This window comes from Sphingopyxis sp. BE235 (genome assembly GCF_031457175.1).
Lineage (GTDB): Bacteria > Pseudomonadota > Alphaproteobacteria > Sphingomonadales > Sphingomonadaceae > Sphingopyxis.
The window spans coordinates 361,245-386,470 of record NZ_JAVDWC010000005.1 but is presented as its reverse complement, the minus strand read 5'-3'; the positions used below and the strand labels follow the sequence as shown (position 1 = coordinate 386,470).

General features: G+C 65.3%; 19 protein-coding genes and 1 tRNA gene. 10 read left to right on the top strand and 10 right to left on the bottom strand.

The window, feature by feature from the left end:
• Positions 1–8: 8 nt before the first annotated feature.
• From J2X38_RS20275 to J2X38_RS20265, 3 genes are all read right to left on the bottom strand, one after another.
• Entirely contained in the window at positions 9–833 is an 825-nt protein-coding gene (locus tag J2X38_RS20275; protein ID WP_310256814.1) for a hypothetical protein, read from the bottom strand.
• Complete coding sequence (locus tag J2X38_RS20270; protein WP_310256812.1) at positions 808–2,187, bottom strand: DEAD/DEAH box helicase; 1,380 nt, start codon at positions 2,185–2,187, stop codon at positions 808–810. Before J2X38_RS20270 ends, J2X38_RS20275 begins: the two co-directional genes overlap by 26 nt.
• Positions 2,188–2,992: 805 nt before the next feature.
• Complete coding sequence (locus J2X38_RS20265) at positions 2,993–3,970, bottom strand: arsenic resistance protein (protein WP_310256809.1); 978 nt, start codon at positions 3,968–3,970, stop codon at positions 2,993–2,995.
• A gap of 196 nt (positions 3,971–4,166) precedes the next feature.
• Between J2X38_RS20265 and J2X38_RS20260 the strand changes: the two genes are divergently transcribed.
• The 3 genes from J2X38_RS20260 to J2X38_RS20250 all read left to right on the top strand — a co-directional run bounded on the left by J2X38_RS20260 (position 4,167) and on the right by J2X38_RS20250 (position 8,982).
• Positions 4,167–6,278 carry a protein-disulfide reductase DsbD domain-containing protein gene (locus J2X38_RS20260; RefSeq protein ID WP_310256807.1) on the top strand — a complete coding sequence of 704 codons (2,112 nt, stop codon included), beginning with the start codon at positions 4,167–4,169 and terminating at the stop codon, positions 6,276–6,278.
• A 17-nt stretch (positions 6,279–6,295) separates the two neighbouring features.
• On the top strand, positions 6,296–6,967 hold the full coding sequence (locus tag J2X38_RS20255; protein ID WP_310256805.1) for a thioredoxin family protein: 672 nt from the start codon (positions 6,296–6,298) through the stop codon (positions 6,965–6,967).
• Between the two features lie 245 nt (positions 6,968–7,212).
• Positions 7,213–8,982, top strand: coding sequence for a tetratricopeptide repeat protein (locus tag J2X38_RS20250; protein ID WP_310256803.1), 1,770 nt, complete (start codon positions 7,213–7,215; stop codon positions 8,980–8,982).
• A gap of 63 nt (positions 8,983–9,045) precedes the next feature.
• On the opposite strand, the gene J2X38_RS20245 is transcribed toward J2X38_RS20250, so the two are convergent.
• Together J2X38_RS20245 and J2X38_RS20240 are read right to left on the bottom strand one after the other, a co-directional pair.
• Positions 9,046–9,120: transfer RNA gene (locus tag J2X38_RS20245), tRNA-Thr, on the bottom strand.
• A 102-nt stretch (positions 9,121–9,222) separates the two neighbouring features.
• Complete coding sequence (locus J2X38_RS20240; RefSeq protein ID WP_310256799.1) at positions 9,223–9,693, bottom strand: Lrp/AsnC family transcriptional regulator; 471 nt, start codon at positions 9,691–9,693, stop codon at positions 9,223–9,225.
• Positions 9,694–9,818: 125 nt separating this feature from the next.
• Between J2X38_RS20240 and J2X38_RS20235 the strand changes: the two genes are divergently transcribed.
• From J2X38_RS20235 to J2X38_RS20220, 4 genes are all read left to right on the top strand, one after another.
• A complete protein-coding gene (locus tag J2X38_RS20235) occupies positions 9,819–10,871 on the top strand; it encodes a Glu/Leu/Phe/Val dehydrogenase dimerization domain-containing protein (RefSeq protein ID WP_310256796.1) in 1,053 nt (350 codons plus the stop codon).
• The gene (locus tag J2X38_RS20230) at positions 10,871–11,116 is read left to right on the top strand and encodes a hypothetical protein (protein ID WP_058537047.1); all 246 of its coding nucleotides are present in this window, start codon (positions 10,871–10,873) and stop codon (positions 11,114–11,116) included. Before J2X38_RS20235 ends, J2X38_RS20230 begins: the two co-directional genes overlap by 1 nt.
• A gap of 153 nt (positions 11,117–11,269) precedes the next feature.
• Positions 11,270–11,983, top strand: coding sequence for a glutamine amidotransferase (locus tag J2X38_RS20225; RefSeq protein WP_310256842.1), 714 nt, complete (start codon positions 11,270–11,272; stop codon positions 11,981–11,983).
• A gap of 108 nt (positions 11,984–12,091) precedes the next feature.
• Positions 12,092–13,315 (top strand): FAD-dependent oxidoreductase, encoded by a 1,224-nt coding sequence (locus J2X38_RS20220; RefSeq protein WP_310256790.1) that lies wholly within the window; start codon positions 12,092–12,094, stop codon positions 13,313–13,315.
• A gap of 3 nt (positions 13,316–13,318) precedes the next feature.
• Here the strand turns inward: J2X38_RS20220 and J2X38_RS20215 are convergent, their stop codons facing one another.
• Entirely contained in the window at positions 13,319–16,138 is a 2,820-nt protein-coding gene (locus J2X38_RS20215; protein ID WP_310256787.1) for an autotransporter outer membrane beta-barrel domain-containing protein, read from the bottom strand.
• A 73-nt stretch (positions 16,139–16,211) separates the two neighbouring features.
• Positions 16,212–16,838 (bottom strand): DUF4126 domain-containing protein, encoded by a 627-nt coding sequence (locus J2X38_RS20210; protein WP_310256784.1) that lies wholly within the window; start codon positions 16,836–16,838, stop codon positions 16,212–16,214.
• A gap of 110 nt (positions 16,839–16,948) precedes the next feature.
• Here J2X38_RS20210 and J2X38_RS20205 point away from each other — a divergent pair, with 110 nt between their 5' ends.
• Complete coding sequence (locus tag J2X38_RS20205; RefSeq protein WP_310256781.1) at positions 16,949–17,743, top strand: NUDIX domain-containing protein; 795 nt, start codon at positions 16,949–16,951, stop codon at positions 17,741–17,743.
• A 173-nt stretch (positions 17,744–17,916) separates the two neighbouring features.
• Complete coding sequence (locus tag J2X38_RS20200) at positions 17,917–18,147, top strand: hypothetical protein (RefSeq protein WP_231732538.1); 231 nt, start codon at positions 17,917–17,919, stop codon at positions 18,145–18,147.
• 116 nt (positions 18,148–18,263) lie between these two features.
• Here J2X38_RS20200 and J2X38_RS20195 read toward each other — a convergent pair whose 3' ends face one another.
• Positions 18,264–19,127 (bottom strand): carbon-nitrogen hydrolase family protein, encoded by an 864-nt coding sequence (locus tag J2X38_RS20195; RefSeq protein ID WP_310256778.1) that lies wholly within the window; start codon positions 19,125–19,127, stop codon positions 18,264–18,266.
• Positions 19,128–19,214: 87 nt separating this feature from the next.
• Here J2X38_RS20195 and J2X38_RS20190 point away from each other — a divergent pair, with 87 nt between their 5' ends.
• Positions 19,215–22,154 (top strand): insulinase family protein, encoded by a 2,940-nt coding sequence (locus J2X38_RS20190; RefSeq protein WP_310256775.1) that lies wholly within the window; start codon positions 19,215–19,217, stop codon positions 22,152–22,154.
• On the opposite strand, the gene J2X38_RS20185 is transcribed toward J2X38_RS20190, so the two are convergent.
• Together J2X38_RS20185 and J2X38_RS20180 are read right to left on the bottom strand one after the other, a co-directional pair.
• On the bottom strand, positions 22,151–23,935 hold the full coding sequence (locus tag J2X38_RS20185; protein ID WP_310256773.1) for a cation:proton antiporter: 1,785 nt from the start codon (positions 23,933–23,935) through the stop codon (positions 22,151–22,153). The two genes, J2X38_RS20190 and J2X38_RS20185, sit on opposite strands and share 4 nt — an antisense overlap.
• A gap of 63 nt (positions 23,936–23,998) precedes the next feature.
• Positions 23,999–25,213, bottom strand: coding sequence for an NADP-dependent isocitrate dehydrogenase (locus J2X38_RS20180; protein WP_058535941.1), 1,215 nt, complete (start codon positions 25,211–25,213; stop codon positions 23,999–24,001).
• Positions 25,214–25,226 lie beyond the last annotated feature (13 nt).

Here is a 25,226-nt window from a genome sequence, read left to right as displayed (position 1 = left end):
GCCACACGCTACGACAAGCTCGCCGCCAACTTCCTGTCAGCCGTCGCGCTGGTCACTACCTTGGCCTTCTGGCTCTGAATGAGTCTCAGCCCTAGAAATATCGAATACGCCCTTGAACGAATCCGAGAATCGTTTGGAATTAAAAACCAATCGGTTGCTGTTTGATAAACGGTGAAAGATAGTGGCTTGCCCCGATAATCCAGCATCAAGGATTTCTTCTTGGACAAGTCAAGTGAACCTGGTGCAGCAATACGATAAAAGCCCGGCAAATTTTTGGCAGCAACAATATCGGTCAGACATTCGCTGGCAGGGTGTGGCAGTCCATCGCCAATGAGGAAGATGTCGCGGTTATTTTCGGAACGGAAGATATTCATTACGCAAAAATGGACGTCTTCATTCCGCAGCGCGATCTCCCATTGAGAGTCATGCCGGTTGCTGATCACAACGACGTCGGGCTGTTTTGCGCGCACCATGTCACCAAGACGATCTCCATCGAGCGACGGGTCCGCCTTCATCATTGCGGCGATATGGGCGCTGCCGTATCGACCCTCGACAAAGGTCCGCACCTGAGGAAGCACATGATGGTTGAGGTTGTGACCGACTAGCTCGACTTCAATCACCCACCAGAAGCGATATTGCGCGTCGATTAATGCGAGATCGGCGCGTCTTGGCGGCAGATCGTCTGCCAGAATCGTCTCACGAAAGGGAATGACCACTGCGTCCGGCCGAAGCAAAGCCGCATTTTGAACAATCAGCGCCTCAAATTCGGCCTCGAAATTCGCATCATCTGAGAGCAGATGGTACCAGTCATTCCGATGTCGTGCCTTGTTCATTGCCCACGAACGATAACTGTCGCCAGCTAATCTGGCTAATGTTTTTAAGGCGGCCAGCTTCCTGCAAGAGGCGGGTCTGCTCGTCGTCCGTCGCGAACAGCGTGTAGACGGTCGCCTTTTCTTTTCCTTTGGCGGGACGCAATATTCTCCCTAGGCGCTGGACGCGTTGGCGATGGCTGGCAGTCGAACTAGCAACCACAGCCACAGCGGTCTCTGGCGCATTCATGCCTTCGTCGAGCGCTCTGCAGCAAACGAGTACATCGTGGACGCCGCGGCGGAATTGGCGCAGATGTTCTCTCCGAACGCTCGGATCAATGGCCGAATGATACAATATGGCATTGTGACCCCGGCGCTTGAGCACCGAATAGATTTCTTCAGCAGCGGTAACTCGCTCATGAAACACGATTGCGCGTTCGCCTTTGTGTCTATCGAGTAGTTTTACCGCCGCGGGGACACGATAGGCCAGTGTGTTTACGACTGCCGCCCGTGCGACAAGCGCACGACGTAAAGCCTCTTCATCCGCATTGATCCGCACCAGCTGGCCAATTCTCTTGCTGAGCTTTGCGTAGTTTTTCTGTTCGCTGTCGATCATCGGAATTCTAACGTTGATCAAATCGAAGTTTGTGATCACCTCATCCGCCGCCGCCTCAACATAGTCGTACCGATAAATGATCGGGCCGAGGGCGGGCTCGAGAATATCTGAAAAGCCGCTGTCGTATTCGCGTTCCGGTGTTGCGGAAAGTCCTAGGGTTGCCGTGAAATCGCCTCTCAACGCCTTCGCGTTCTCAGGGGAACCTGCACGGTGGCATTCATCGACAATCAGCATTGCCGGGCCTCCCGCGGCAAACTGGGTGCTGAATTCTCGAGCGGAGTTGATGACTGCAACGACTATCGGAGGATCGCCGGTCGGACGATCTCCGCCGCCGAGTTGAGCGATTTCTCCCGCTGACACATTTAGTTCGTCCTGAAGTGCGATAACCCACTGGTCGAGGAGCGCTACCGACGGGACGACGATGAGCGTACGTAGGCCCGGACATTCACGGCGTGCGGCAAGCATCGCGATAAATGCGAAAACGGTTTTGCCGCCTCCCGTGACGACTTCAACGATACCACGCTGCGACGTCTGCCACTCGGCCAATGCCGCTACCTGCCATTTTCTAGGCTTGTACGCGAGGCGCCAGGCAAGCTCGCTCTGATTGCCCGAACTGCCGTTCGATTGGGAGCGTTGCGTCATCGAAGCAATGCGCCACACATCTGATTTTACCTTTCTCAACCGTCGCGGTCGCTTGATCAACAGCAACAGCATGCCGTGCAGTTCGATCTGCCGATTACACGTCGCGAAAATAGATGCCAATGCTGCTTGGCTCCAGGTCGGCAATCTCCGACGCAGAGTCGTGCTAGAAGTCGGCGAGGCCTAAGGGCATGTTAAATGCGCAATGTTACGCGCGTTGCCGCGTTATCCGGCTTATCTGCCATGTCAGCACCTATTAGTATGATCCGTTTAGGCCGAATGGTTGCGCCCTGCTTGCGATCATAGCCGAGAGAGCGAACCTAGCCGGCCATCCGAAAAAGAAGCGCGGCCGGAAACCGAAGGTGCTTTCGAGCCCGGCATTGTCATCTCCCTTTTTGCGCAAGGCTTCTGCCACGCTCTTTGTTGCAGAACCAAGTGTGCCCGAGTAACTCTTCGCTGGTTCGGAGTGGCGACGACTTCGTCTTCGACAGGATCATCTCGTCCCCGAGTGGACCGGAGATCAACCCGTTTGCGCGCTCGCGCGTCGCAAATTCCGACAGCATCGTCAGAAGAGATGCCAGATTACCACCAGACGAGTTTTCTACAAAAGCATTGTATGGCACGGCTGCGGAAGGTATAAGATCAAGTGAGATATCGTGTTGATAATTGGTAATCGCATCACTTCATCTCTGAATTTAGGATGTCATCATTGGGGCCATCCTGTATTTTAATAATAGTTTAATTTTTATTATCAAAATCATGGGAGTTTTCTTAGTTTCCTCTTCTGGGCACCATTTTCCCTTCCCGACATCCGGAAACCATCGCCACGGCTAAATGCCGTTGTTGCCGCCTGATCCTTGGCCGCAACGCATCCGGACTGGGCGCGTCAATCGGCCGAGATTTTCGATGTCCTGCAGTCCCGATAGGCTCACGCGCCGTGCGCGGCGCCGCGTCCCATTTGCGCGATCGTGCGAACATATAGGAGTTCGAACAGCAGCTCGAAGAGCGTCTGCGTGACGATGATGGCGGGCAGCACCGGCATGGCACCGGGCACGGCCAACGCCAACGGCAACACGACGAGCGAATTGCGCGTGCCGGCGCTGAACGCGACCGCGCGGCCGCCGGGCGCATCGAGCCGTGCGGCGCGGGCGACGAGCCATCCCGCGACGGGAGCGATCACCGCGAAGGCGATATAGAGCGGCAAGACGCTGAGTGCCGCCGGGATCGCGGCGCCAAGCTGCGGCAGGACCGCGGCGATGACGATCAAGAGCACGAGCGCGGTCGCCGGGACGGGGAGCAGGCCGAGCGCGGCGGCCGCACGCGCGCCCGCGCGGCTGCGCGCCGCCCAGAGCTGGCACAGGATCGCCAGCGCGAGCGGCAGGGCGATGAGCCAGAGGAACGCGTGGATGAACGGGCCGGGGTGGACGAGGCCGGCAGCGGTCTCGCCGAGAAACGCGGCAAGGTAGAGCGGCAGCAAGAGCATCTGCGCAATGAGCAGCGCCGGGGTGGAGGCAAGCAGCAGCCGTGCATCGGCGCGGCCGAGATGCGCGAAGGTCACGACATAGTCGATGCACGGACAAAGCAGCACGATCAGCACCCCGAGGCGGATGAGCGGATCGTCGGGCGCGAACCGGATCAGCGCGGCCACCAGCAGCGGCACGACAAGGAAGTTGACCGACAGCAGCGCGGCGAGGAACCGGAGATCGCGCAGCGCCTGGCCCAGCGCCGCCAGCGGCACCTGGAGAAAGGTCACGAACAGCATGAAGGCGAGCGCGGGGTTGATCGCCGGTTCGAGCGCTTCGGCGCCGGGGAGCAACGCGCCCGCGAGCGCGCCAAGCAGTACGGCGCCGAAGTAGATCGCGACCTGCCGCGTTTCCAAAAGGTCGCGCAGTTCGCCCGGCGTCACCGCCGGCGCCCCGCTTTGCCGATCATCATTTCACTGGCCATAGTGGAGGCTGCATCGCTGTGAAGTCTTTCAGCTGCAAGCCGGAATGGGACCATCAGCGTCTTTGCCATAAAGTTGCGACAAGTTGGTGTTGCTCTCGCCCGCGCTGTACGACGGGGCGGCAGCGCGCAACAATGAATGATCGGCTGGTTTGTATATGGTGCGCCCGTTCCGCGTCTTTCTCTGGGTACTGATCTTCGCCGCAACCGCGCTTGCGCCGGCTTCGGCGCAAACGATGTACTCGGAAAATATCGACGTATCGCTCGTCCCGATGCACCAATGGGCGGCCCCCGGTTCGACCGCGATCGTTGCGGTGCGCCAGGACATCAAACCCGGCTGGCACACCTATTGGCGTAATCCCGGCGATTCGGGCGGCGCAACCGAGCTGACATGGTCGCTGCCGCCGGGGGTTTCGGCGGGCCCGATCCTGTGGCCGCTGCCCGAACGCCAGCCGGTCAAGGGACTGATGAACTACGGCTATTCGCGCCAGGTCTATCTCCCCGTACCGATAGAAATACCCGCGTCGGCCAAGCCGGGATCGACCCTGCCGCTCAGCGTTACCGTGCTCTCGATGGTCTGCAGCGACGAGATGTGCGTCCCCGACGAGCGCGTCGTGAAGCTCGACCTGGCCATCCGCGAAGCCGTGCCGCCGCTGACGGCCGGGGAGGGCGCCGCGATCGAACGCATCGTCGACAGCGCGCCGCGTGCCGCCGACATCGATGCCCGCCTTGTCCGCGACGGTGCGGATCTCGTGCTGACCGTGCGCGGTACGGCGCTGACGCCGGGCGCTGCCGGCGGAGCTTATTTCTTCCCCTTTGACGGCGGCGTTGTCGAACATCCTGCTGCACAGCGCGCCAAATGGACCGGCGCGGATCTGGAGCTGCGAATGAAAGCCGGGGGAGCGATTGTCGCTGCCGGCCTCACCAAACCCGTCAAGGGCGTCCTGTCGACGCCCGGCGGGGCATGGGAAATCACCGCCGATCCGTCGGCCGCCTTTGCAGCGCCGACGGGCGATACGCATATCCTTGTCTTTGCCCAGGCCGCGCTGTTCGCGCTCGTCGGCGGCCTGATCCTGAACCTGATGCCGTGCGTGTTCCCGATCCTGGCGATGAAGGCCGCGTCGCTGGCCGTCTCGGCGCACGCCCCGCGCGAGGCACGGCGCGACGGTATCGCCTTTCTTTGCGGCGTCCTTGCGACCTTTGTCGTTCTGGCCGCCGCCTTGCTCGCTTTTCGCGCCGCGGGCGAAGCGGCGGGCTGGGGTTTTCATCTGCAAAATCCCGCGGTCACCGCCGCGCTCGCGCTGCTCATGCTCGCCGTCGGGCTCAATCTTTCGGGGGTTTTCGAGGTCGCCTTGCCCGCAAGCGGGGCGGGCAGCCGGTTGACGCGGCTTCCGGGCTGGTCGGGAGCCTTCTTCACCGGCGTGCTCGCGGTGGTCGTCGCCGCGCCCTGTACCGCGCCGTTCATGGCCTTCGCCCTCGGCGCCGCGCTGCTGATGCCCGCGCCGATGGCGCTGGCGATTTTCGCCATGCTGGGCTTGGGGCTCGCGCTGCCCTATCTGATCATCAGCCTCTCGCCCGCCTTGCTGCGCCGGTTTCCGAAGCCGGGGCCGTGGATGGAGCGGCTGAAATCGATCCTCGCCTTTCCGATGTACGGCGCCGCGCTCTGGCTCGTCTGGGTGTTCGCGCGCCAGACGGGCAGCGAGGCGCTGGCGCTCATTCTCGCGGCCGGCCTGCTGCTGGCGTTGGGTCTGACGCTGTGGGGCTGGCGCCAGATCGCGAAAATGTCGGGGCGCCGTGCGCTCGGCTCGACGATCGGGGCCGCGCTGTCGCTGTTCGCCGGTCTCGGCGTCGCGGCGTCGGCGACGCTACTCGCCCCCGATGCCGGACCAGAGGCAGGTTCCGAAGAAACCGCGGACACGCCGTGGACCGCTGATGCCGTCGCCGCCGCGCGGGCGCAGGGCAAGGTTGTATTCGTGAACTTCACCGCCGACTGGTGCGTCACCTGCAAGGTGAACGAGCGCGCCGCGCTGGCGAGTGCGGGGACGCGCGCGCTGCTCGCCGAAACGGGCACGCTCTATATGGTCGCCGACTGGACGCGCCGCGATGATAGGATCGCGCGGGAATTGGAGCGCTTCGGCCGCTCCGGCGTTCCGCTCTATCTCGTCTATACGCCCGGCAAGGAGGCACCCGAGATTTTACCCCAGCTGTTGACGCCGGGGATCGTCGCCGACGCGTTGAAGCGCGCGGCGGCGGGGCGCGAAGCATCATAACCGAGAGGAGATTAGCCGTGAAATATCCAGTATTTTCCTTCGCCGCCGCATCGGTCCTGCTGCTCGCCGGATGCGGCCAGCAGGCCGAGCAGAAGGCCGATCAGCCCGCCGCCAAGGAGGCGGCGGCGAACGCCGGGGGCCAGGTGGCACCAGCCTTCGAGCTCGCGAGCGCCGACGGAAAGCAGGTTTCGCTGGCCGATTTCCGCGGCAAGACCGTCGTGCTCGAATGGACGAACGAGGGCTGCCCCTATGTCAAAAAACATTATAGCGGTGCGATGCAGAAGCTGCAGAAAGAGGCGGTGGCCGACGGCGTCGTATGGTTGACAATCGTCTCTTCGGCGCCGGGCGAGCAGGGCTTCGTCGAGGGTGAGAGCGCGAAAAACTGGGGCCAGCGGTTCAACGCGGGCTTTACCCATCTGCTGCTCGATCCGACCGGCGCGACCGGCCGGGCCTATGGCGCGAAGACCACGCCCGATATGCGCGTGATCGATGGCGAGGGGCGCATCATCTATACCGGGGGCATCGACGACAAGCCGACGAACAAGGTCGAGGACCTCGCCGGCGCCAGGAATTTCGTGCGCGCCGCGCTCGACGACCATGCCGCGGGGCGTCCGGTCACCACTGCCTTTGCCCAACCATATGGCTGTGCGATCAAATATGCCGATGAGGCGGCTTCGACGAAGACCTGATCGCCGGGCTCCGTTGCCCTCGCCCCGCCGCGGTCTCTACGGATCGCGGCGGGGCGAGGGCATCCCCGCGGCGAAAATTCCCCAAGTCATTCGAGGCTGAGCAGGCGCGCTCGAATAAATATTATCCGAACTTGCGTTGAATATTAGTGGATTAGAATGCGATGAAGATTCGGTTTTGGCGCGTAATCTATTCGTGATATTTGGGCGTTGCTGTTTCTGGTCACCTTTTGGGGAAGGGGATTGTGATGCTTGGCCCATTCAAAGCCGCGGCGATAGTGGGGATCGGGATTTCGCTGACGAGCTTTGCGCCGCCGCCGGCCTTTTCGGCCGCCGCGCTCGAAGCGCTGGATCCGAGCCGTCTTGCGACCCTGTTTTGCGGCGCGAGGCGCGCGGGTTCGTCCTTGGCGCAGAATCTCCTTGTCGCGGCGGCGTTCGCGGCACCCGCCAGCGAAGGCAGGCCGATCCCGCTTTTTCCGGATCTCGCGACCTCGCCGTTTCCGGTCTCGACGAACACGGATCAGGCCCGGCGCTATTTCAGCCAGGGGCTGCTCCTGACCTATGGCTTCAATCATGCGGGCGCGGTGCGCTCGTTTCGCGAAGCGCAGCGGCTCGACCGCGATTGCGCGATGTGCTGGTGGGGCGAAGCCGTCGCGCTCGGCCCGAATATCAACGCGCCGATGGACGAGCGCGATCGCGGTGCCGCGCTGGGCGCAATGGACCGCGCGATGGCACTGCGAAGCGCCGCTACGCCGATGGAGCGGGCGCTGATCGAAGCCGTCGCCAAGCGCTATTCGCGCGATCCGGGAAGCGACCGCGCCGCGCTCGATGCCGGCTATGCCGACGCGATGCTCGATGTCGCGCGCCGGTTTCCGGGCGACGACGATGTGGCGGTGCTCACGGCCGAGGCGGTGATGAATACGAGCCCGTGGAACTATTGGGAGGCCGACAAGAAGACATCGGTCGGCCGGAGCGGCGAGGCCGTGCGGCTTGTCGAGACGGTGCTGAAGCGCAATCCCGGCCATGTCCAGGCGAACCATCTCTATATCCATCTCGTGGAAGCGAGCGACCCGCAGCGCGCCGAGGCGGCGGCCGACCGGCTGGCGAACCCGTCGGCGCCGAGCGCGGCGCATCTCGTCCACATGCCGGGGCATATCTATCAGCTGCGCGGTCGCCACGCCGATTCGATCCGCGTCAACATCGCCGCCGCGCGCGCCGACGAGGAATATATCCGCAGCGCCGGCGACAACGGCCTCGTGCGCTACGGCTATTATCCGCACAATATCCACTTCATCGTGACGTCGGCGCAAATGGCGGGTGACATGCCTACCGCTATTCGCGAGGCGCGGCGGCTGCGGACCGTCCTCGACCCGAAGACGTCAGCGCAGATCGCGTGGATCCAGTCGATCGACGCGGCGCCCTATTTTGCGATGGCGCAATTTGCCGATCCAAAAGCCATATTGGCGATGCCGGCGCCCGATCCGAGCCTCGCCTATCCGACGGCAATGCGGCATTTCGCCCGCAGTATCGCCTATGCCGGGCTTCGCGACCGCAAGGCCTTCGATCGCGAACTGGCCGCGATGACCCGGATACGGACGTCGGATGCCATGAAGTCCATGATCGACCAGGGCGTGCCGGCGGGGGATCTGGTCTCGCTGGCCGAGCTGGTGGCGCGCGGCCGGTTCGCAAGCGTGCAGGGCCGCACCGACGACGCCATCGGCTTTTACCGTCAGGCAATCGAGATCGAGGCCAGCCTTCCGTATCAGGAACCGGCCTATTGGTATTATCCGGTGAAGCAGTCGCTCGGCGCGGCGCTGTTCCGGGCGCGGCGCTATGGCGAAGCGAGCGACGCCTTTCGCGCCGCGCTGGCGCAGACGCCGAACAATGGTTGGGCGCTCTACGGGCTCGGCCGCAGCGAGGCGGCGCAGGGGAAAAGGCTGGAGGCCGCGGCTGCCGACAAAGCCTTGTCGAAGGCATGGATCGGCGACAAGGCTTGGCTCCGCATGGATCGACTATAGGTCGGCGCCCGGAAACGCGGCGCAAAGCCCTTTGGCTTTTCTCTGGTGATGTTGGGAAGATGGTGGTGCCGCTTCAGGACTCAAACCTGTGACCCCATCATTACGAATGATGTGCTCTACCAACTGAGCTAAAGCGGCAACGAGGGGCGCCACTAGCAGCGCCTCGGGATGAAAACAAGCATCCTTGCGCAGGATTCGGCGTTCGCATTTGGCACGGGCAAAGCGGGGGCGGTCCGCCGCCTAATCCTGACCCAGCGGCAGCTCGGTCGTCGCCTTGATTTCGGACAGCGCCACCGTCGAATTGATTTCCTGTATCCCCGGCAATTTGCTCAGCTGGTCGAAGAAGAAGCGTTCATAGGCGTCGATGTCCTTCGCGACGATCCGCAGCATGAAATCGGTCGTGCCCATCAGCACATAGGCGTCGAGCACCTCGGGAAATCCCTGTATCGCGGCGCTGAATTCGTCGAGGTTGGCGCGGCCATGGGCGTTGAGCTTGACCTGCGCGAACACATGCGCGTTGAGCCCGACCTTGCGCCGGTCGATGATCGCGACGCGCTTCTTGATGAAGCCCTCGCGCTCGAGCCGGTCGATGCGGCGCCAGCACGGCGAGACCGACAGCCCGACGCGCTCGGCGATCTCGGCCGTCGTTTGATTCGCGTCGCGCTGCAATTCGCGGAGAATCTTTATCTCGAATGGGTCAGGATCGGTCATTTCATTCTCATATCGTAATTATTCGGATCATAACATGCAAAATTCGGCATGGGTGGCCGATAATCGATCAAGAATGCCCAAGGCGGAAATGCGACAAGGCACGCTCAATCAAGGGAGTATGTTTCATGGTCGTCCGTCTTGCCCGTCTGGCCCCGCCGCTCGAATGCGTGCGGCTCTATGATCTCGAAGCGGGGCTCGACGGATTTATTGCGATTCACTCGACCGCCTTGGGGCCGGGGGCGGGCGGATGCCGCCTGTGGTCCTACCCCGATATGAAGCAGGCGCTGGGCGATGCCGTGCGGCTTGCCGAAGGCATGAGCTACAAGAATGCGCTCGCCGGGCTGCCGCTCGGCGGCGCGAAGGCGGTGCTGCGGCGTCCCGAAGGCGAATTCGATCGCGTGGCCCTGTTCCGCGCGTTCGGCCGCGCGGTCGAAAATCTGGGCGGGATGTATGTGACCGCTGAGGATGTCGGCACGTCGGTCGAGGACATGCAGGAGGTCGCCTCGGTCTCGCGCCATGTCGCCGGACTGCCCGCGGTGGCGGGACGCGCGGGCGGCGATCCGTCGCCGTGGACCGCCAGGGGCGTCTTCGAATCGATGCAGGTCGCCGCCGAGTTCGCACTGGGGCGCGATCTGGCGGGGCTGACGGTGGCGGTGCAGGGCACCGGCAATGTCGGCGCCGACCTGTGTCGCCGCCTCGCCGACGCCGGTGCGCGGTTGGTGATCGCCGACGTCAATCCGGCGCGCCGCGATCGGCTGAAGGCGGTGCACGGCGCCGAAGTCGTCGACGTGTCCGAGATCGCGTCGGTCGAGGCCGACATCTTTGCGCCCTGCGCGCTCGGCGGCGCGCTCGACCGCGAGACGGTCGCCCGGCTGAAGGCGAAGCTCGTCTGCGGCGCGGCGAACAACCAGCTTGCGACCCCCGACGTCGCCGCGCTGCTGCTCGAACGCGGCATCGCCTATGCCCCCGACTATGTCGTCAACGCCGGAGGTATCATCAATGTGTCGGCCGAATATCTGGGCGAGGACGAAAGCGATGTGAAACTGCGCGTCGCCGAGATCGCCCCGCGCGTCGGCGCGCTGCTCGAACGCGCCGCGCGCGAAGGGCGCTCGCCTGCGCTCGTCGCCGACGAGATGGCCGAAGAGGTGATCGCGGGCGCGCAGCGCGAGGCGGCGTGATGCATCGCTTCCGCGTCGACGCGATCCTCGACCCGCAATCGCTGCCGCGCGTCGCCAATTATTTCGCGCAGCGGTCGATCGTGCCGAGCGCGATGGCGATGCAGGTCCTGCCGACGCATATGCGGATCGAAGTGACAGTCGCGGGGCTTCCGCCCGGACAGGCGGCGATCATCGCGGCGAAGCTGGGCGAAGTCGTCGCCGTCACGGGGTCGGAGCTGGAAGAGCTTGTCGCCGAGCTGGCCTGACGAGCCAATGGCGGCCCGTAGCGAACGGAGCCAAGCTCAGCTACGGGCCGCAACAGTATCTCTACTGCTTTGGTAGAGTGACATCGGGGCGATGACTTGGCTAGACAGGGTGCGTTCGAAACAGCGCAGCAACCACTCGATTCATCGCCCGAAATGTCACCGCAGCAAAAGACCAGAACCGGACTCATCATCCGCCACGTCCCGCACGAAGGGATCGCCGGATATCGCGAACCGATCGAGGCCGCGGGATATGCGCTGGCGCGTATCGACGTTTCCGATACGAATTTCGGCACCGTCGACTTGGGCGAGCCCGACCTGCTCATCATGATGGGCGGTCCGATGGGGGTTTATGAGCAGGACGCGCATCCGTGGATCGCCTGCCAGCTCCGCCGGCTTGCGCGCCGGCTCGACGCGGGGCGGCCGACGCTCGGGGTGTGCTTCGGGGCGCAGATGATCGCCGCGGCGATGGGCGCGCGTGTCTATCCGGGGCCGGCGAAGGAGGTTGGATTTCACCCGCTGAGCTTTGTCGACACGGCCTCGCCGCTGCGCCACCTTGCCGATGTGCCCGTGCTCCATTGGCACGGCGACACCTTCGACCTTCCCGATGACGTCGAATTGCTGGCATCGACGCCCGCCTATCCGCATCAGGCATTTCGGCGCGGCAACAATATCCTCGCGCTGCAGTTTCACGGCGAAATGGGGCTCGATCCGCGGTTCGATGAATGGCTGCGCCAATGGCCCGATGCGTTGGGCGAAACCGGTGGAAGCGTGGAAGGGATGCGAGACCTCCACCGGCAGCACGGTCCGTCCGCCGTGGCGGCGGGGCGCGCGATGATCGTCGAATGGCTCGCCGGGCTGACCGACTGACCGGCCTTCGACCTTCAAGATTTTCTTTCGCCATCGCGAGGCCGCGGCGGCTTGCCTCGCCCGCGGACGCGTGCGAGGGGCACCGGCGAGCAGTCGGAGACGAAGACGATGCAGTTCGACGTGGTGATAGTGGGCGCGGGTCATGGCGGGGCGCAGGTGGCGATCATGCTGCGTACGCAGAAATTTGCAGGGACCATCGCGATCATCGGCGAAGAGCCCGAACTTCCCTACGAACGCCCGCCGCTGTCGAAAGAATATTTCGCGGGCGAGAAGGAATTCGAACGCATCCAGCTGCGCCCCGCCAAATATTGGGACGAGCGCGAAGTCACGATGCTGCTCGGCAAACGCGTCGCGCGCGTCGATCCCGCCGCGCACACCGTCACCACCGATGGCGGCGAGACGATCGGCTATGGCAAGCTTGTCTGGGCGACCGGGGGATCTCCGCGCATGCTCCCGATCCCCGGCGGCGACTTGCCCGGCGTGCAGGGCGTGCGCACGCGCGCCGATGCCGACGCGATGAAGGCGGCGTCGGAAACCGCGGGCCAGATCGTCGTGATCGGCGGCGGCTATATCGGGCTCGAAGCCGCGGCGGTGCTGAGCAAGGCGGGCAAGAAGGTCGTGCTCCTGGAAGCGCTCGACCGCGTGCTCGCGCGCGTCGCGGGCGAAGAGCTGTCGCGCTTCTACGAAAAGGAACACCGCGACCATGGCGTCGACCTCAGGCTCGGCGTGTGCGTCGATGCGATCGAGGGTGAGACGAAGGTCACCGGCGTCCGCCTCGCCGACGGCGAGGTGATCCCCGCCGATCTCGTCATCGTCGGTATCGGTATCGTGCCCGCGGTCGAGCCGTTGATCGCCGCGGGGGCCGACTGCGCCAACGGCGTGCGCGTCGACCGCCTCTGCAAGACGAGCCTGCCCGATGTCTATGCAATCGGCGACTGCGCATCGCATGCGAACGACTTCGCCGAGGGCGCCGAGATCCGGCTGGAATCGGTGCAGAATGCCAATGACCAGGCGAATGTCGTCGCAAAGGGTATCGTCGGCGACGAAGCACCCTATCATGCGATCCCCTGGTTCTGGTCGAACCAGTACGACCTCAAGCTCCAGACCGCGGGCCTCTCGACCGGCCATGACCAGGCGGTGCTGCGCGGCGATCCCGCCACGCGCAGCTTCTCGGTCATTTACCTCAAGGCGGGCAAGGTCATCGCGCTCGACTGCGTCAATGCGACCAGGGACTATGTCCAGGGCCGCATGATCGTCACCGCGGGGCTGGTGGCGACGGCCGGGCAGCTCGCCGACACCGAAACCCCGCTGAAAGCTCTGCTCCCCGCCTGACCGCTACCAGCGGATCGTCACTCCGACCGTGCCGCCGTAACGCCGGCTGCGCGGCCCGTCGGCGTCGAACGCATAATCGCCCTTCACATGCACCGCGACGCTTGTCCCGAGGCGTGCGATCAGCCCGGCGCCGACCTCCGCCTCGGTGCGGCCGAGGTCGGTGCGGATCGGATCGGTGCCGAAGCGCGTTGACTGGTCGCCCGAAAAGCCGTGCCACAGGCTGGCGTGGAGATAGGGCTGGAAGCTGCCATATTCGCCCTGGAGGCGCAGCCCGGCGCGCCCCGTAAGCGAATCGCCCGTGGCGAAATCGATCGTCGAGAAGGCGTCGGCGCGGTCGTCGAGCTTGACCTGCTGCCACAAGAGCTGCGCCTGCGGTTCGAGCGTCCACTTGCCCGAGAGCGCGATCGGATATCCGGCCTCGAGCGATGCGGTCCAGCCGGTGCCGTCGACGTCGATCGCCATGCCCGAACTGGCGGCGGCGGTGCCGTCGAACCAGCTGTGCATCGCGACCAGGTCGACGTACCAGCCGCTTGTCCCGACCAAAGTCGCATAACCGGCAAGGCTCGTCGCCTTGACGTCGATCTGGCCGACGGTCAGGTCGTTCCAGCCGAGCGCGCCGCCGCGGACGGTGCCGTCGGTCGACGATCGCCCGACAAAGGCGCCAAGGCGGATGTTCGTCCCGCCATCCTCGCCCCAGCCGGCAAAATCCTGCCCGATCTGGAAACCCGAGAGGTCGCCGTCGAGCGAGGGCGCGACGTCGCCGTCCCATTTGATGTCGCTATTCTCGGCAAAGACGCGGCCCCATGTCGCGGGCAGCACCCCGCCGCCGCGCAGCAGCGCCTGCTCGCCGCGGCGCTCGTGGAAGGTGCCGAGCGTCGCCGACGCCAGATGATGCGCGACGGGCACCGCCGCGACAAAGGCTGCGACCTCGGGGCGGAAGAGCGGAACGACTTCGCCGGCCTCGGCGACCACCGGAGTTGCGTCGGGCGTCGGCGGTTCCGCCGCCGGGTCGGGGGTCGGCGGGGGCAGCGGCGCGGGTTCGGCCGGCGGTTCGGGCGGCGGCGGCGGCGCTGCGGGCTCGGGCGCCGGGGGCGGCTCGGGCGTCGGCGGCGGCGGCGGATCGGTAACCGTCACCGGCGGCGCAGGGTCGACCGGGTCGGGATCGACCGGCGTCGGCTCGGGCGGCGGGGGCGGTGGGGGCGGGGCCGGCGGCGGCGGGGGCGCCGGCGGTTCGGGCGGCAGAGGTTCGGGCGCGGGCGCCGGTGGCGGCGGCGTCAGCACCGGCGGCGCGGGCGCGGGCTCGGGCGGCGGCGGGGCCGCGGGTGCCGGCGGGGGCGGCAGCGTCGAGCGCAGATACCAATTGTCCCCCGTGCCGGTGGTCGTGCCGCCGCGGAACAGGAAATATTCATAGGCGCCGACGGCGACGCGCTGGTTGAGCGCAAAAGCGCCGCTCGCGGTCGTTCCGCCATTGATCGCCTCGACGACAAGAATGCCGTTCTGCGCCGTGACGCCCCTGGTTCCGCCGGCGTTGAGCACGGTGATTCCCGTTGTGCCCGACGCGGCGCCCGCGTCGATGACCAGCTTGTCGGATAGCGATGCATCGTCGCCGAGCACGGTATCGATGAGCAGCAGCCCGCCGTCGCCGACATAATTGCCGCGCACGGTGAAGCTGTCGCCCGGCGTATTGCCGCCATTGGTCAGGTCGATCCGTCCGGCGTTCACCAGCGTCGCGCGCTGCCCCGCGGTAAAGGCCGTAATCCCGCCCTGAAGGCCGCCGCCGAAGATCGTGCTCGACGCGTCGAGTTCGAAACGGCCGGTGCCCGTCCCCGCATCGCCGAGCGTCAGGAAACCGTCGAAGGTCAGTTCGCTATCGTTGGTGGCCCGGATCAGTTCCCAGCCGTCGAAGCGCGCGATTCCCCCGCTTGTGACATTGTCGAAGGTGAGCGTGTCGCTGCCTTCGCCGCCGGTGATCCGCGGCGACCGGCCGAGATGCGCCGCCGTCAGGTCCACCAGCCGCGCGCTGTCATTGTCGCCGCCGAGATCGACCGTGCCGTGGACGACGCCGCCGCCGTCCCAGGTGAAGCTGTCGGTGCCGACGCTCAGCAGCACGTCGCCGCCGACCGATCCGCCGGTGATCGTCACGCTGTCGGTGCCGCCCGACACGCTGATATTGCCGCCGATCGTGCCGCCCGACAGGATGATCGTGTCGTTGCCGAAACCGGCGACGAGATTGCGGTCGATGGTGCCGCCCGACATGTCGAACAGATTGTCGGCGAGCTTCATATTCACCCGGCCGATGCGTCCGCCCGTCATCCGTGCGGTGTCGCCGTCGTCGAACGCATCGACGATGCGGCCGCCCGACATCAGGAACGTGTCCATCGAACCGCCCTGGTTGAGCGTGTTGATCTCGCCGCCGGTCATCACGAAATCGTCGATGCCTTCGCCTTGCTGCACCTGTCCGGTGACCGTCCCGGCGCTGATCTGGAAGCGATCGTTGCCGTTGCCCTGATCGACCCCGCCGTTGATACGGCCCGAATCCATCACGACCGCGTCGGTCCCGCCGCCAAAGGTCACATTGCCGGCGATGGTCCCGGTTCCGCCGGTAGGGAGCGTCAGCTGGTTGTTGCCGCCCGGGTCGTTCAGGCCGGCGGGGGAGGTGCCGCTGCTGCAGACGTGGGTGTCATTCCCGGCAGTCGGGGTGAAGACGCATTGCGCAAGCGCCGGCGACGCCTGCGTCAGCGTGAGGGCGGCGGCAGCGGTCGACAGCAGCAAATGCTTCCGGCGCGGGGCGCGTATCGGCTTCGATATGGATTTGGGGGGCATGCGTCCTCATTCCCTTTCGGGTTTGGTATGCCCCCCTGTCCGCGCAGCCTATAAACTGAATGTTGCCAAATTACTAAGCATCAATCGGCGGCGGCGTTTCGTCGCCCAAAGCGCGCTTCAACGTCGCCTTGATATTTCGCAGCAGCCGGCGCAGCGCGATGATGACGATGACCGCGGCAACCGCGAGCAGGATTGCGATGACGATGGCCAGCGGCGGATAGGCGATGGCCAGCGCCAGCAGGCCGCCCGTGGCGACATCTTCGCCGGTCGACACCACGGCGTTGCTGAACGGTTCGGGGCTGACGTTGACGACCGCGCGCGTCGTCGCCTTGGCGCCATGGCTCAGCAAGGCGCCGCCGCCGCCCAGCAGGAAGGCGATGACCTGCCACGCCGGATCCGACGAATCGACCAGCGCCAGCGCCAGCAGCGCGCCGCCGAGCGGGCGGATGATGCTGTGGACCGTATCCCAGATCGAATCGACCCAGGCGATCTTGTCGGCGAGGAACTCGGCGATGGTGCCGACCGCGGCAACGCCCAGCACCCATGGATTGGCGAGCACCTGCAAGGCGGCGAGATGTTCGGGCAGCGGCAGCCAGCCGAAATGCATCGCGGTGCCGGTTGCCAATATGGTGAGGTAGAGCCGCCAGCCGGCAAGGAGGCTGAGGCTGCCCGCGACGCCCAAAATCTCGACGATTCCCAATGCCGTGCTCCCCGTCCCGGATCCCTTGGCCGTGCGTCACCTTGCACCCGTCCGCGTGCCGCCGCAATGCCGGGATGACAAGGGGGTGCAGCACGGTTATCGCTTGCGCCATGACCGATACGCCGACGACCCCGCCCGCCGAACTGTTGCCCGACGGCGCCATTCCCGCCGCGACGCTGGTCATCATGCGGCCGGCGGACGACGGCGGCGCTGACGAGATATTGATGGTCAAGCGGTCGGTCACCATGGCCTTCGCGGCCGGGGCGGTCGTGTTTCCCGGCGGCCGCGTCGACCCCGACGATTATCGGGTGGCGCGCCTTTACGGGCCGGGCATCGACGAAGCCGACGGCGCGGCGCGGGTCGCGGCGCTGCGCGAGACGCTGGAGGAAACGGGTCTCGCGGTCGGTTGGCCGGCGCTGGCCGAAAGCGACGTTGCCGAGGTGCGGCAGGCGTTGCTCGCCGGAACGCTGCTTTCGGACATATTGGCAGCGCGCGGCGACCGAATCGCATTGGAATCCTTCGTCCCCTTCGCGCGGTGGTGCCCCAATTTCAAAGAGGCGCGAACGTTCGACACGCGATTCTATGCCGTCGCCGCGCCGCCGCACAGCCATGAACTCACGGTCGAGGAGGCCGAGCACAGCCATATTTTCTGGGCGAGCGCGAAGGCCACGCTGGCGATGGCCGACCGCGGCGACGTGTCGGTGATCTTTCCCACCCGACGCAATCTCGAACGCCTGGCACAAGTTGCAGATTTCACCAGCTTTTCCGAGCATTCCGGCCAGTTTCCGGTCGAGCTCATCACGCCATGGATCGAGGAGCGTGAGGGGCAGGCCCATCTCTGCATCCCCGGGCATCTTGGCTATCCTGTCACGAGCGAATCCTTCGAGCGTGTACGGCGCGGATAAGTAGCGTTCGATGCAACAACTTTTCCCCTATTTATGATTTACTAAGATTTACCGGGGTAGGGCAAAACGTCGTTGCAATTGCTGAACGCCGTGCCTAATAAGGCCCTGCAGAAGCAGACCGGGGGAAACTTCGCCGGTGTGATTCGACAAAAGTAATCCAGTGGACGGAGAAAATGATGAACCTGCTTAAGAAAGCTGCGATCTCTCTCGCAGCGACCTCGATGATTGCGGCGCCGGTTGCCGCGTCGGCTGCTCCCGCAGCCCGCGCAGCTTCGGCCGTTGACGGCCAGAGCGAACTCGAAGGCAGCACGAGCTGGATCATCGCTGTCCTCGCTCTCGTTGCTGTCGTTGGCGGCATCATCATCGCGTCGGACAACGACGACGACAAGCCGACCAGCCCGTAATAACGGCTGATCTGGCTAGCCAGACTTTCGCAAAGGGCTCCGAGCTTCGCTCGGGGCCCTTTGTTTATTCCGGGTGGTGATACACCCAAGCGTCGCCAGGGCGCGGCGATGCAGGGTCAGAGTGCGATGGTGCGGTTCGTCCGCGATCGCGCGAGCGGGATCGCCTGGCGGGCGCGCCCGGCCGCCGCCGCGTCGATGGGGGCCAGCGTCAGCGCATACGTCTCGGCGTGCGCATCGCCCGGCGTCGCAGCATCGGCCAGAACGATACCCCAGGGATCGACGGCAAGGCTGTGGCCAAAAGTCTGCCGGCCGTCTTCATGCGTGCCGCCCTGCGCCGCCGCCACGACATGACAACCCGTTTCGATCGCCCGCGCGCGCATCAGGACATGCCAATGCGCCTCGCCCGTCGACACGGTGAAGGCGGCGGGGATGGCGATCAATGTCGCGCCGCGATCGACCAGCGCGCGGTACAATTCGGGGAAGCGCAAATCGTAACAGACGCTGAGCCCCAAAAGCCCGAGCGGCGTATCGACCACCGCCACGGCGTCGCCGCCGGCATAGGCGGCCGATTCTTGCCAATTTTCGCCCGACGGCAGCGTGACGTCGAACATGTGGATCTTGTCGTAACGCGCACGGATGCTGCCATCGGCGGCGATGACATGGCTGCGGTTGACGCGCCGTTCGCCATCGTCGGCCAGCAGCGGCATCGATCCCGAGTGCAGCCATATCCCGTGCTTTTGCGCCATCGCCTGCAGCGCCGCGGGCCAGGGGCTGTCGGCTTCGCGGGCCATGTGCGTGCCCGATCGCGCGCGGTCGCGGTCGAGGAGCAGCGACATTTCGGGCAGGAAGACCATCGCGGCGCCGTGCGCGGCGGCTTCGCTCATCGCGCGGTCGATCGTCGCCAGATTGACGGCGGGGTCGATGCCGCTGGTCATCTGGACGAGCGCGGCGAGGGGGGCGGCTGGTGAAGGGATATCCATCGCATCTGGCTAAGCCCGTGGCGTTCGCAGGACAAGCCGCATGACAGTTCAGTGGCCAGCAAGGTTCGAAGGCGATAAGATGGGCCAATGTCCTATTTCTCCCGGCGCGCGCCGCTTCGTTTGACCCGATCCATCCTCCTTGCCGGCGCTGCCGCCGCGCTACTGCTGGCGGGGCCGTCCGTTGGCGCGCAAGGGACGGCGACGAAAACCGCCGGTGCCCAGGCGGAAAGCGGCGACTGGCTTTATGTCGGCAGCGACATTCCGCGCGATACGGCGTGGCAATTCGGCGTGCTTCCCAATGGTGTGCGCTATGCGGTCCGCAACAATGGCGTGCCCCCGGGGCAGGTGTCGATCCGCGTCCGCATGGACGTCGGCTCGATGTTCGAAACCGAACAGGAGCGCGGTTACGCCCATTTGCTCGAACATCTGACCTTCCGTGGGTCGGAGCATATCCCCGACGGCGAAGCCAAGCGCATCTGGCAGCGGTTCGGCGTCACCTTCGGCAGCGATTCGAACGCGCAGACGACCCCGACGCAGACGGTGTATCAACTCGACCTGCCGAGCGTCACGCCCGCCAATCTCGACGAAAGCATGAAATTGCTGTCGGGCATGGTCCGCGAACCGCGCATTTCCGAACTCGCGGTCGCCGCCGAGCGCGGCGTCGTGATGTCCGAGCTTCGCGAAGCCGACGGTCCGCAAAAGCGCATTGCCGACGCGACCAACGCGCATCTGTTCGCAGGGCAATTGCTCGGCGACCGCTCGCCGATCGGCACCACCGCGTCGCTGGGCAAAGCGAGCGCGACCACGGTCGCCGCCTTCCACAATCGCTGGTATCGCCCCGACCGCGCGGTCGTGGTCATCGTCGGCGATGCCGACCCAGCGGTGCTCGCCGGGCTGGTCGCGAAATATTATGGCGACTGGAAAGCCGACGGACCCAATCCCGCCAATCCCGATTTCGGCAAACCCGACCCGGCCAAACCCGCAGCGCGCGAAATCGTCGAGGCGAACCAGCCGCTCGCACTGACGCTCGCGATGGTGCGCCCGTGGAAGAAGCGCATCGACACGGTGGAAAATACGCGGCGGCTCTATCTCGAATTCATCGCGCAGGCGCTCGTCAACCGCCGGCTGGAAAACCGCGCGCGCAGCGGCGGCAGCTATCTGGTCGCGACGGTCGAGCAGCAATATGTCAGCCGCAGCGTCGACGTGACGATGGCGTCGATCGTTCCCCTGAGCGACTGGAAAGCCGCACTCGCCGACGTGCGCGGCGTGATCGCCGACGCGGTGAAAAATCCGCCGTCGCAGGCCGACATCGACCGCGAGGCGAACGAGATTCAGGCGTTCCTGGTCAAGGAACTGGAAAATGCGCGCAACGAGCCCGGCGCGCGGCTCGCCGACGACATGGTCCGCGCGGTCGACATCAACGAAACGGTGACCAGCCCGCAGGGCCAGGTCGACATGTTCAAGGCGATCCGCGCCTCGGCGACGCCGAAGGTGATGCTCGAGATCAGCAAGGCGATCTTCGCCGCGCCGGTAACCCGCGTCGTGCTGACGACGCCGACGGCGGCGGGCGGCGATGCCGCGGTGCTTGCCGCGCTCAAGGCACCGGTGACCGCGCGCGACGACCGGCTGGCGACGGTGAAGGCCGATTTCAAGCAGCTTCCGGCCATCGGCCAGCCGGGCACGATCACCGCGGCCAGCAGCCTTCTCGGGCTGCGCGCCGAGCGGCTCGAATTCGCCAATGGCGTGACCGCGCTGGTGTCGAACAACAAGGTCGAACCGGGCAAAGTGCGCGTCAATGTGCGCTTTGGCACCGGCAACCGCAGCGTTGCCGCCGACGCGCCGAACCTGCTCTGGACCGGCGATTACGCGCTGGTCGCCAGCGGGATCGGCCCGTGGGGGCAGAACGAGATCGACCAGCTGACCAACGGCCGGCAGATCCAGATGAATTTCGCGATCGACGACGATGCGTTCGAACTGTCGGCCGAAAGCCGGCCGGCCGACCTCGCCGACCAGATGCGGTTGATCGCGGGCAAACTCGCGCAGCCGCGCTGGGATGCCGCGCCGGTCGAACGGCTGCGCATCGGTTTCCTCACCGGATATGACCTCAACGACGCGACCCCCAACGCGGTGCTCGACCGCAATTTGCGCGGCTGGCTGACGAACAATGACGCGCGCTGGGCCGCGCCCGACAAGGCGCAGATCGAGGCGCTGACCCCCGCCGCCTTCCGCGCCTTCTGGGAACCGCGCCTCGCCAGCGGGCCGATCGAGGTGCAGATTTTCGGCGACCTCGAAACCGTCGACTACAAGAAGATCCTCGCCGAGACGCTCGGTGCGCTGTCGCCGCGCCAGACCCTCGCGCCGCCCGCCGGCCAGCGCGTCGATTTCGCGAAACATGTCACCGTGCCCGAGATCGCCTATCATCGCGGCGAGCAGGGGCAGGCGGCGGCGATGACCGCTTGGCCGACCGGCGGCGGCCTTGCCAGCCCGCGCGATGCGCGCGGGCTCGAAGTGCTTGCGGCGATCTTCAACGACCGCCTGTTCGACCGCCTGCGCGCCGAACAGGGGGCAAGCTATGGTCCGGTGGTCGACAGCCACTGGCCGACGGGCTTCGACACCGGCGGCTATCTGCTCGTCGGCAGCCTGCTCGCGCCGAAGGATCTCGATCGTTTCTATGGCATCGCCCGCGACATCGCCGCCGACCTCGTCGCAAAGCCGATCACCGCCGACGAGCTGGCGCGCAACGCGGGGCCGATCCGCGAACAGGTCGCGCGCGCGTCGACGGGCAACGTCTATTGGATGTTCCTGCTCGAAGGCGCGACGCGCGACCCGCGTGTCACCGCGGCCGCGCTGTCGATCCAGGACGATATTTCGGCGGTCACCGCCGCCGATATCCAGCGGCTGGCGCGGCAATATCTGACACCCGCGCGCCAATGGTCGCTGGCGATCCTGCCCAAGGGGATGACGCTGGCCGATGCATCGGCCCTGGGTGCGGCGCCTGTCCCGGCACCCGCGGCGGGCGGGCGTTAAGCCTTCTTGCTGCTCTCGATGGGGCGGCGGGTCTTGCGGATGCGCGGCTCGCGTTCCAGCTGGCCCTTGGCCATGATGTCGTGCCGCATTTTGGCACGCACGTCGTGGATCGACGCGATCACCGGCCCCATCGCGACGCCGAGGTCGATAAGCACCGCTTCGGCGAGTTGCAGCGAGCTTTCGAGCGTCTCGGGCACCGCGTCGCTCGCGCCTGCCTGATAGAGGGCGGCGGCATGGTCGGCGTCGCGCGCGCGGCTGATGATCGGCAGGTCGGGATATTTCTGGCGAAGCTGGCGCGTCATGCGCAGTTGCTGCACCGGGTCGTCCATCGTCAGCACGATCGCCAGCGCATTTTCGATGCCCAGCTTGTCGAGGCTGCCCGGCCGCGCGACGTCGGCAAAGCGGACGCTGAATCCATCGCGCCGCGCCGCGGCGACCGTATCGATGTCGGCGTCGATCGCCACATAGGGACGATCATGCTCGCGCAGCAGTTCGGCGACGGTGTGCCCGACGCGGCCGAAGCCGACGACGACGGTGCGGCCTTCGGGCGTTTCGTCGGCTTGCGCGTCGCCCGTGCGCATCTCGATCCGCCGCGCGATATCGTGGCCCACACGCGCGAGCAACGGCGTGATCGTCAGCCCGATCGCGGTGACGAGCTGCCAGAATTCGGCGGTGCTCCGGCTGATGAGCTGCGCCTGCAAGGCGGTCGTCAGCACGATCAGGGTGGTTTCCGACGGGCTCGCCATCAGTAAGCCGACCTCGGCGGCGGTGCCGCGCCGGGCCGCGCCCGAAAAGCGCAGAAGCGCGGCGGTGACGAACGCTTTGACGAGCACGACACCGACGACCGCGACGGCAAGCGCTGGCCATTGTTCGGCGATTGTCTTGAGGTTGAGTCCCATGCCGACGCTGATCAGGAACACCCCGAGCGCAAGTCCCTTGAACGGCGCAGTGATCGCTTCGACCTCGTTATGATATTCGGTTTCGGCAATCATCAGGCCCGCGAGCAGCGCCCCGACGATCGGTGACAGCCCGACCGCGGCGGTCGCGAGCGCGGCGACGATGACGACGAGCAGGCTCGCGGCAAGGAACAGCTCGGGATCCTTCGCGCGCGCGGCTTGCGCGAAGATCTTTGGCAGCAGGAACCAGCCGCCGATCGCGAGCGCGGCGACGACCACCGCGCCTTGCCACAAGGTCGTCAGCAATAGTTCTGCGCTGTCGCCCGATGCCGCGGGCGATAGCGCGGCAAGGATGAAGATGATCGGGACGAGCGCCAGATCCTCGAACAACAGCATCGAAAAGGATGCGCGGCCGACCGCGGATTTGGTGCCCGCTATCGGCAGCACCAGTGCCGTCGATGACAACGCCAGCGCGATGCCGAGGCCGTAGGCGGCGGCGGTCGAAAGATTTCCGGCGAAGAGCAGGGCGGTGCCGAGGATCGCACCGGCGAGCAGCAGCTCGGCGGCGCCGATCCCGAACACGAGCTTGCGGAGCTGCCACAGGCGGCGGAACGACAGCTCGAGCCCGATCGAGAAGAGCAGCAGGATGATCCCGAGCTCGCCGAAAAGCGCGATATCCTCGGTCGATCCGATCGTGACATGTTTCAGCCACGGGTAATCGGCCGCGAGCGCGCCGAGCCCCGACGGCCCGACGAGCAGCCCGACGAGAATGAACCCGATCACGGGCGGCAGGCGGAAGCGCGCGAACGCCGGGATCACGATGCCCGCGGCGCCGAGGACCACCAGCGCGTTGCCGATGGCGGAGGTTTCTGTTTCCGATACCATAAGGGCCGACCTTATGCAGGCCGGCCCCGATTGGCTAGAGGACTATCCCAACCTTTTTGGTTGTTATGCGCCCATCTTGGCTTCGAGGTTCTCGACGATCGCCTCGAAGAAACCTTCAGTGGTCAGCCAGTTCTGGTCGGGACCGATCAGCAGCGCCAGATCCTTGGTCATCTTGCCGCTCTCGACCGTCGCGACGCAGACCTTTTCGAGGTCGTCGGCAAATTTGATCAGCTCGGCGTTGCCGTCGAGCTTGCCGCGGTGCTTGAGCCCGCCGGTCCACGCAAAGATCGACGCGATCGGGTTGGTCGACGTCGCCTTGCCCTGCTGGTGCATGCGGTAGTGGCGCGTGACGGTGCCGTGCGCGGCTTCGGATTCGACCGTCTGGCCGTCGGGGGTCATCAGCACGCTGGTCATCAGGCCGAGCGAGCCGAAGCCCTGCGCGACGGTATCCGACTGGACGTCGCCGTCGTAATTCTTGCAGGCCCAGACGAACTTGCCGCTCCACTTGAGCGCCGAGGCGACCATGTCGTCGATCAGGCGATGTTCGTACACGATGCCGATCTCGTCGAACTGCGCCTTGAATTCGGCGTTGAACACTTCCTCGAACAGGTCCTTGAAGCGGCCGTCATAGGCTTTCAGGATCGTGTTCTTGGTCGACAGATACACGGGCCACTGGCGCGCGAGGCCATAGTTCAGGCTGGCGCGTGCGAAGTCGCGGATCGAATCGTCGAGATTGTACATGCCCATCGCGACGCCCGACGAGGGGAACTGGAACACTTCTTCGTCGATCAGCGTGCCGTCCTCGCCTTCGAACACGAGGCGCAGCTTGCCGGGGCCGGGGACGCGGAAGTCGGTCGCCTTATACTGGTCGCCGAACGCGTGGCGGCCGACGACGATCGGGTCGGTCCAGCCGGGAACGAGGCGGGGGACGTTCTTCATCACGATCGGTTCGCGGAAGACGACGCCGCCCAGGATATTGCGGATCGTGCCGTTCGGCGACTTCCACATCTTTTTCAGGCCGAACTCCTCGACGCGCGCTTCGTCGGGGGTGATCGTCGCGCACTTCACGCCGACGCCATATTTCTTGATCGCGTTCGCGGCCTCGACGGTGATCTTGTCGTCGGTCTCGTCGCGCTTCTCGATGCCGAGGTCGTAATAATGAAGGTCGATGTCGAGATAGGGGAGGATCAGCCGCTCGCGGATCCACTGCCAGATGATCCGGGTCATTTCGTCGCCGTCGAGTTCGACGACCGGGTTGGCTACCTTGATCTTGCCCATGCGTTCAGCCTTT

Excerpts from the sequence above, each read along its gene's own strand:
- J2X38_RS20215 (WP_310256787.1), bottom strand. The coding sequence starts at position 16,138 with ATGCCCCCCAAATCCATATCGAAGCCGATACGCGCCCCGCGCCGGAAG.
- J2X38_RS20185 (WP_310256773.1), bottom strand. The coding sequence starts at position 23,935 with ATGGTATCGGAAACAGAAACCTCCGCCATCGGCAACGCGCTGGTGGTC.
- J2X38_RS20180 (WP_058535941.1), bottom strand. The coding sequence starts at position 25,213 with ATGGGCAAGATCAAGGTAGCCAACCCGGTCGTCGAACTCGACGGCGAC.
- J2X38_RS20240 (WP_310256799.1), bottom strand. The coding sequence starts at position 9,693 with ATGACCGATCCTGACCCATTCGAGATAAAGATTCTCCGCGAATTGCAG.
- J2X38_RS20200 (WP_231732538.1), top strand. The coding sequence starts at position 17,917 with ATGATGAACCTGCTTAAGAAAGCTGCGATCTCTCTCGCAGCGACCTCG.
- J2X38_RS20275 (WP_310256814.1), bottom strand. The coding sequence starts at position 833 with ATGAACAAGGCACGACATCGGAATGACTGGTACCATCTGCTCTCAGAT.
- J2X38_RS20235 (WP_310256796.1), top strand. The coding sequence starts at position 9,819 with ATGGTCGTCCGTCTTGCCCGTCTGGCCCCGCCGCTCGAATGCGTGCGG.
- J2X38_RS20260 (WP_310256807.1), top strand. The coding sequence starts at position 4,167 with ATGGTGCGCCCGTTCCGCGTCTTTCTCTGGGTACTGATCTTCGCCGCA.
- J2X38_RS20205 (WP_310256781.1), top strand. The coding sequence starts at position 16,949 with ATGACCGATACGCCGACGACCCCGCCCGCCGAACTGTTGCCCGACGGC.
- J2X38_RS20195 (WP_310256778.1), bottom strand. The coding sequence starts at position 19,127 with ATGGATATCCCTTCACCAGCCGCCCCCCTCGCCGCGCTCGTCCAGATG.
- J2X38_RS20225 (WP_310256842.1), top strand. The coding sequence starts at position 11,270 with ATGTCACCGCAGCAAAAGACCAGAACCGGACTCATCATCCGCCACGTC.
- J2X38_RS20220 (WP_310256790.1), top strand. The coding sequence starts at position 12,092 with ATGCAGTTCGACGTGGTGATAGTGGGCGCGGGTCATGGCGGGGCGCAG.
- J2X38_RS20190 (WP_310256775.1), top strand. The coding sequence starts at position 19,215 with ATGTCCTATTTCTCCCGGCGCGCGCCGCTTCGTTTGACCCGATCCATC.
- J2X38_RS20250 (WP_310256803.1), top strand. The coding sequence starts at position 7,213 with ATGCTTGGCCCATTCAAAGCCGCGGCGATAGTGGGGATCGGGATTTCG.
- J2X38_RS20230 (WP_058537047.1), top strand. The coding sequence starts at position 10,871 with ATGCATCGCTTCCGCGTCGACGCGATCCTCGACCCGCAATCGCTGCCG.